This is a genomic window from Gilliamella sp. B2838 (assembly GCF_026536185.1).
Taxonomy (GTDB): domain Bacteria; phylum Pseudomonadota; class Gammaproteobacteria; order Enterobacterales; family Orbaceae; genus Gilliamella.
Window position 1 is genome coordinate 1 of sequence record NZ_JAFNOO010000023.1, and the last position, 5,572, is coordinate 5,572.

Sequence of the window (5,572 nt, forward strand, 5' to 3'; positions counted from 1 at the left end):
AAGTCACAATGCCTGCTTTAAATTTAAAGTAATTCATAAGGGCAACTGGATGCATAAACCAAACCTCACCGTTTTGGCTTAACGTAGCAGGTGTTGAAGTTTCTGCATGTTTATTTGAGGTATCAGATGTTTGAATTTTTTTTTAGTTTTATGTGATTTAGTCTTGGGTTATAATTCTTCAATGCTTGTTAAAATTTGCGTTTCCTAAATAACCAGATATTATTTCATATAAGCAGAAAAATTCATTTATCCATGTGACTTGCCAATAAGTTATTACTAACCTATTTCATTCTAATTCCATATTGGATTAAGTATATAAGGTTCTACACTTTCATTTTCACATTTAAGAAATGTAATATTCTCGTTATTTTTTTTTATTAAAATTCCTGCATTATCTGGATATGTATTTACTTCATAATGCCAAATATTTTTTTTAAAAACTAACGGATTTATTGAAACTTTATGGTCAGAAATTTCTTTTCGCAACTCTAATTCTATTTTGTTTTTATTGCCAAATCTATATATTAGATCACTTTTGTTAAAATAATTATAACAAATAGATAATTGTTTATTTCCTATTTGGCAACCAAAAGCATCCATTTCAATTAGATTTTCATTATATGTACATAAAGAACGATCTTTAAAAAAGATTTTTTGCCTATAAAAATTATTTAAATCTGGATAATTAGCTAATTTATCTAGTAATCTATTTATATCATGTTTTGACAAATTTTGTTTAAATTGATCGGCTAAAATAAACAGAAAGCTCTCATAGTAATTTAAAAAATATTCCCCCAAAATATTTTTTTTATTTAATACAAATATATTATCGATAATTCTAATGGTTTCATTACTTATATTTTCTATAATGGGCTCACCGATTATATTTCCCATACGTCGTTCAAACGTGATTTTTCCCAATAAAATTAGATTATTATCTTTGATGTTTAAATATGTGATTGTTAATGGTGAATTACCTGTATTTGATTCGATTAAACCGAATATACCTAGTTTTGAATAAAACATTTCCCCACCAAAATATTCATTGCCAATCACATTATTTGTATAGGTGAATGAATTGTTATCAACGTTAATCGTTAATAATTGATATCCATCATAATTCTTTGATTCTTCGTTATTATACCGGCAATATTGGTATAATAAATTCATATTGTCCCCAGAAAATGTTGTTATATTTATTTTTTTAACCGAATCTTTATCACATTTTGTTGTATTAGCAAATGCAAAATTAATTGATAGTATAAAAATAATAATAATTTTCTTCATATTATGATTCCTTTATTTTTCTTCTTTATAGTTTTTCATATATTTCTTTTATAAGCACATCATAATTATTTTTATTATAATTTCTTCCATTATAATAAAAAGCAAATGTGTCCCATTTTTTTAACTTTAATGGTTCTAATACATTGTTATTTTTTAATAAATAACCTTTTAATGTAATTAAATGATTTTTTTGAACGGCTAATTTCATATAGAATATCTTCAATACTTAATTCATTTGAATGCATATTTGCCCCCATGACTTGAAATTTTCCCCAAGAAGCTGATAGTAATGCTTCTCGAGGTGATAAATTATATGCTTTTATTAATCGTTCATATTGTTTAGCATAAGTACCATACTTAGCAAATGAAGAACTACTAGAAATTTCAGGATCATCATCAAATTTACCATTGGTTAATTTGTGAAAATAATTTCTTTCAAACAATATTTTAGGGACATGATCTCCTAAATAAGTATAAAAACTTTCATCCTTTGTTTCTTTTATAGCTACAGCTTTAAGAGCTTTTGCTTCACATACTAACTCATTTGCAACTTGTTCATAATCGAAGTCGGTTAATAAATCCATATTCATTCTTAGTTCTAAAAAAATAAGTTCATATTCTTTATTATTTAATAAAATAATTGGATGTTTTTTAATCGTTGGATTTATCATCGTAATCAGATGCATAAACCAAACCTTACCATTTTGACTTAACGTGTCTGGCGTTGATGAAGTTTCAGTTTGCTTGGTTGAGGTGTCTGATTATTCTTTATATAAGCGACTATACGTAAGATATTTATCATTCAAAAAAGATTCTTAAAGTTCCCTATTTTTACTTTCTGATCAAATACAACTTGAAATTTACACCAGATGCCAGTCTAGTAAGGTGTAATCAATGGCATATATTCATGTAATTGATAAGTATGTTTATTCATAATATCCAGCAAACACTTTTCGTTAGTACATAAATCTCTTTTCTGAATAAATTTTTTTTGATTACTGTATATTTCTTCAAACTCTTTCTGATCATTATCGTAGTCATAATATTTTTTTATATTATGATAAATATCATGAATACTCCTATCTAATCCTGATAGATAAATATTTTGGCAAATCAGTTTTTTCAGCTACCTTCTTTGCTTTTGAACAAGAGAAACTTGGAACAGTATTTTGATACTTTATTCGATTTATTTCTAATATAGAATCATTTGTATTTATTATTAAATATGCATCAGCATTTTTTTCAAATAGTGTCCATGTTTTTTGAATATTAGGGCAAAAAATATCTATTTGGTTTATTGAATGTTTGATATTTATATCAAAAGAGTCAGCACTTAGCATTTCTTTGTTTAAAATCTCATCAAAATTGATAATAAATTTATTTATTTTATAATTTGTACAAATCTCAATAAGATCACCAGAATAAATATTAGTTTTAATAACATTTTCATCCCATTGAAAAATTCTATTAAGATAAATTGGATCATTATAGGACACTTTTTTTGTATATGGTCTATCACTAATATATACTTTAGTCACTATCCAATTATTTGTTAAATCTGCTTTTATTGAAAATGACAAAAGCAGGCTGAATATTAAATAAGTATTACGAAGCATAATCTTTCGCCTAATAAATCTCTGTCGCATATATACCATTTTCAAATATTTCCCGTTCTTTCTCTCGCCTTTTCTTTAAACCGTCTAAAACTTTACCTCCAGATTTATTATATTGTACAAAAACATCCATTGCTTTTTTCTTTTTGCCTTCATTAAGATATTTTGATAAATCACTATCACTCTTAATAGAACCAAAATTATAAACAAAAGAAACTAATGCATCATATTCATGTTGCTTCAAATCAATTTTTATAACTTTCTCAATTTTATTTTCATAATCGGGAATTATTTTAATTAATAATAATTTTTCTTGTTCAATAGTTAATGTAATAACGTCTTACATTAAAAAGAATCTCAAAATGATTAAACTTAATTATTTTGCGATAGTTTAGAAAAATACTGGTAAGGATATGAGTATTTGCTATTTTTACAATCAAAGTTAGTTGTAGAGCATGATAACACTTCAAATCTTTCTCTATTTTTCATATATATAATATCTAATAAAATAAAATCAAAATTGTTTTTGTTTAATATTTTGTCTGATTTTATAAAACCAATAGTGTGAAATTCTTGATTGATTAGTTTGATTGCAACAAAATAAAAGGGAGGTTTATACTCAATGACCTCTAAGGTCAATCCACCATTATAGCAATCAACACTAGGAGTAATCGGCATAGTCTTAACGCTTTTATTCAAATCATTCTTTTTATAAATATCAACTGACCACCACTTTTCTGCAGGGTTTAAATAAGCAAATCTTAAAGCCATTTTAAGTGCATCGATAGAATCATCATAAAAAATTCTTCCCTTAGTTAAAGGGACACCTGTACTAGATGAAATTAAAATACAATAGTTAGGTTGATTATTTGACGTAATTATTAGATATTCTGAATCCTTACCATTATAAAATTCAATCCACTCATTATTATTTTTAGAAATTAATTTTGTTTCGCCAAAAGCATAACCACTTAAATAACATAATGTTATGAAAAATAGATATTTTATCTTCAATTTTCTTTTCATTAATAATCTACCTCTAACCTATCTGAAACATAATAATAGTGTAAATCCCTTGCTGAAAAATAAAATTGGATCTCCTGCATGTAAGCATTTGGTATTATTGAAAATATATAATTTTTTACAGTATTTGCTATGTCTATCGATATTCTTGTTAAACCTAGAGTTACAAAACCAAGATATCTGAGCAAATCATCAACAAATGTCATGCAACTATTTGAATAAATTGAATATGGTTTTCTTTCAGGGTCATCATTTTCTCTTATTTTTTGCTCACAATACTCGACTGAAATATCGTAAATATTTTCTTTTCTAAGAATAGCTCCTCTAATATTACCGCGTTGACCTGAATTTGCAGATATTTGCCGTAGTAACTTTTTGAATGAAGATATTTCAATCATTTTTGATGAAGTTATTTTAACATTGTTAATTGAGACTTTTCTTGTTCTTTCTAAATCGCCTGGTGGATATCGACCGTATTCGTAATATTTTGTTTGCCCACTTTTACCATTAATTATCAAAGCTCCTGCATACCCTAACAAAGGGACTCGAATTGTTGAATCCAATATATCTATCCTAATTAAATAATCGGGAAAAACCAAAGGAATTATATAATCTTCTGAACCACTAATATATGCTTCTACAACATCGTCTTCATCAATTTTATTCATCTGGAAATTGTTTACTTCAATAGCATAATTCATAATTATATTCACTCACTCAATACAGTTATTTATTCCTCAATAAAGATAGGTTTAAATACTTTTAAATTAGTAATTTTATTTTCCAATGAAATAATTTTTGAAGTATATCCTTGTTCATCTGATATTCCTTCTAATTTGGTATTATCATCTAATGTTATTTCATATCTCGTATTTTTTAGCGGTTGTTTCGTATCTGTATCTTTTAATAAAAATTTTATATGATATAAACCACTATCGCTTGCACAAGGTAAATATTTTTTGTTATTTAATATTTTATTTGCCCCCATTTTTTGCAAAGCATTGCTTTTTATATACACATTACAGCTGTACCGAGTTCAATCCCCTCTTCACTGATTTTGATATAAGAGCCACCACAAATTAAGGTGATTTTTTGACTGGCTGTGATTGTCAGCTCACCATCAACACTGTCAATTTTGATATCTTGTTTGGCGGCCATATTCAGGTTGGCATTTTGCGCTTGCAGGTTTATATCACCCTGGTTAGCAAAAACTTTCATCCCCGATTTGTGGGCAAATAATCCCAATGATTCACCACCAGACAGGGTGATGGTTTTTAATGCAGTGATGTCAGTCTGGTTTTCACTGGTTAAGGAAATACTGCTACTCGTAGATAGTTGGATGTTTTCAGGACTGGTTAACGCAATGCCCTCCTGTGCATAAGCTAAAATGCCACTTTGCGCCAGCTCAGTTAAGTTTGCCTTGAGCTGATTTTGACTGTCGGTATCAGCACAGTGTGCTTCCGATTGTTTAGCCGCATTTTGCAGGGATTTAGCTATCGATAAGGCGTTTTCTAACTGAGTAATTGCACCTTGCATATCCAGCTGTTTGCCCTGCGCTTTCGGCTCGGTTTGGGTGGTCAGATATAACCCCTTTGCCGCCGCTAAGGCGCCCCATTCATCAGTGCGCAGTTCAAACCCTTCACCTCGCT

The 5,572-nt window shown here is 28.1% G+C and carries 9 protein-coding genes; all 9 read right to left on the bottom strand.

Annotated features, from left to right (window positions below; genetic code table 11):
* Nucleotides 1–291: 291 nt before the first annotated feature.
* Complete coding sequence (locus tag J3U63_RS12865) at nt 292–1,287, bottom strand: hypothetical protein (protein ID WP_267371786.1); 996 nt, start codon at nt 1,285–1,287, stop codon at nt 292–294.
* Between the two features lie 25 nt (nt 1,288–1,312).
* Nucleotides 1,313–1,495 (bottom strand): N-acetylmuramidase domain-containing protein, encoded by a 183-nt coding sequence (locus J3U63_RS13465; RefSeq protein WP_416379637.1) that lies wholly within the window; start codon nt 1,493–1,495, stop codon nt 1,313–1,315.
* On the bottom strand, nt 1,434–1,973 hold the full coding sequence (locus tag J3U63_RS12870) for an N-acetylmuramidase domain-containing protein (RefSeq protein WP_267371787.1): 540 nt from the start codon (nt 1,971–1,973) through the stop codon (nt 1,434–1,436). The genes J3U63_RS13465 and J3U63_RS12870 overlap by 62 nt, the downstream gene beginning before the upstream one ends.
* Before the next feature lie 393 nt (nt 1,974–2,366).
* A complete protein-coding gene (locus tag J3U63_RS12875) occupies nt 2,367–2,903 on the bottom strand; it encodes a hypothetical protein (protein ID WP_267371788.1) in 537 nt (178 codons plus the stop codon).
* 10 nt (nt 2,904–2,913) lie between these two features.
* Nucleotides 2,914–3,234: a lysozyme gene (locus J3U63_RS12880; protein WP_323849435.1), complete on the bottom strand. Its 321-nt coding sequence runs from the start codon at nt 3,232–3,234 to the stop codon at nt 2,914–2,916.
* A 38-nt stretch (nt 3,235–3,272) separates the two neighbouring features.
* The gene (locus J3U63_RS12885; RefSeq protein WP_267343715.1) at nt 3,273–3,926 is read right to left on the bottom strand and encodes a hypothetical protein; all 654 of its coding nucleotides are present in this window, start codon (nt 3,924–3,926) and stop codon (nt 3,273–3,275) included.
* A complete protein-coding gene (locus J3U63_RS12890; RefSeq protein WP_267371789.1) occupies nt 3,926–4,624 on the bottom strand; it encodes a hypothetical protein in 699 nt (232 codons plus the stop codon). The genes J3U63_RS12885 and J3U63_RS12890 overlap by 1 nt, the downstream gene beginning before the upstream one ends.
* A 29-nt stretch (nt 4,625–4,653) precedes the next feature.
* Complete coding sequence (locus J3U63_RS12895) at nt 4,654–4,941, bottom strand: hypothetical protein (RefSeq protein ID WP_267371790.1); 288 nt, start codon at nt 4,939–4,941, stop codon at nt 4,654–4,656.
* A partial coding sequence (locus J3U63_RS12900) for a DUF2345 domain-containing protein (RefSeq protein WP_267371791.1) occupies nt 4,932–5,572 on the bottom strand: 641 nt, incomplete at its 5' end. The genes J3U63_RS12895 and J3U63_RS12900, both read right to left, overlap by 10 nt.

Excerpts from the sequence above, each read along its gene's own strand:
- J3U63_RS12865 (WP_267371786.1), bottom strand. The coding sequence starts at position 1,287 with ATGAAGAAAATTATTATTATTTTTATACTATCAATTAATTTTGCATTT.
- J3U63_RS13465 (WP_416379637.1), bottom strand. The coding sequence starts at position 1,495 with ATGAAATTAGCCGTTCAAAAAAATCATTTAATTACATTAAAAGGTTAT.
- J3U63_RS12870 (WP_267371787.1), bottom strand. The coding sequence starts at position 1,973 with ATGCATCTGATTACGATGATAAATCCAACGATTAAAAAACATCCAATT.
- J3U63_RS12875 (WP_267371788.1), bottom strand. The coding sequence starts at position 2,903 with ATGCTTCGTAATACTTATTTAATATTCAGCCTGCTTTTGTCATTTTCA.
- J3U63_RS12885 (WP_267343715.1), bottom strand. The coding sequence starts at position 3,926 with ATGAAAAGAAAATTGAAGATAAAATATCTATTTTTCATAACATTATGT.
- J3U63_RS12890 (WP_267371789.1), bottom strand. The coding sequence starts at position 4,624 with ATGAATTATGCTATTGAAGTAAACAATTTCCAGATGAATAAAATTGAT.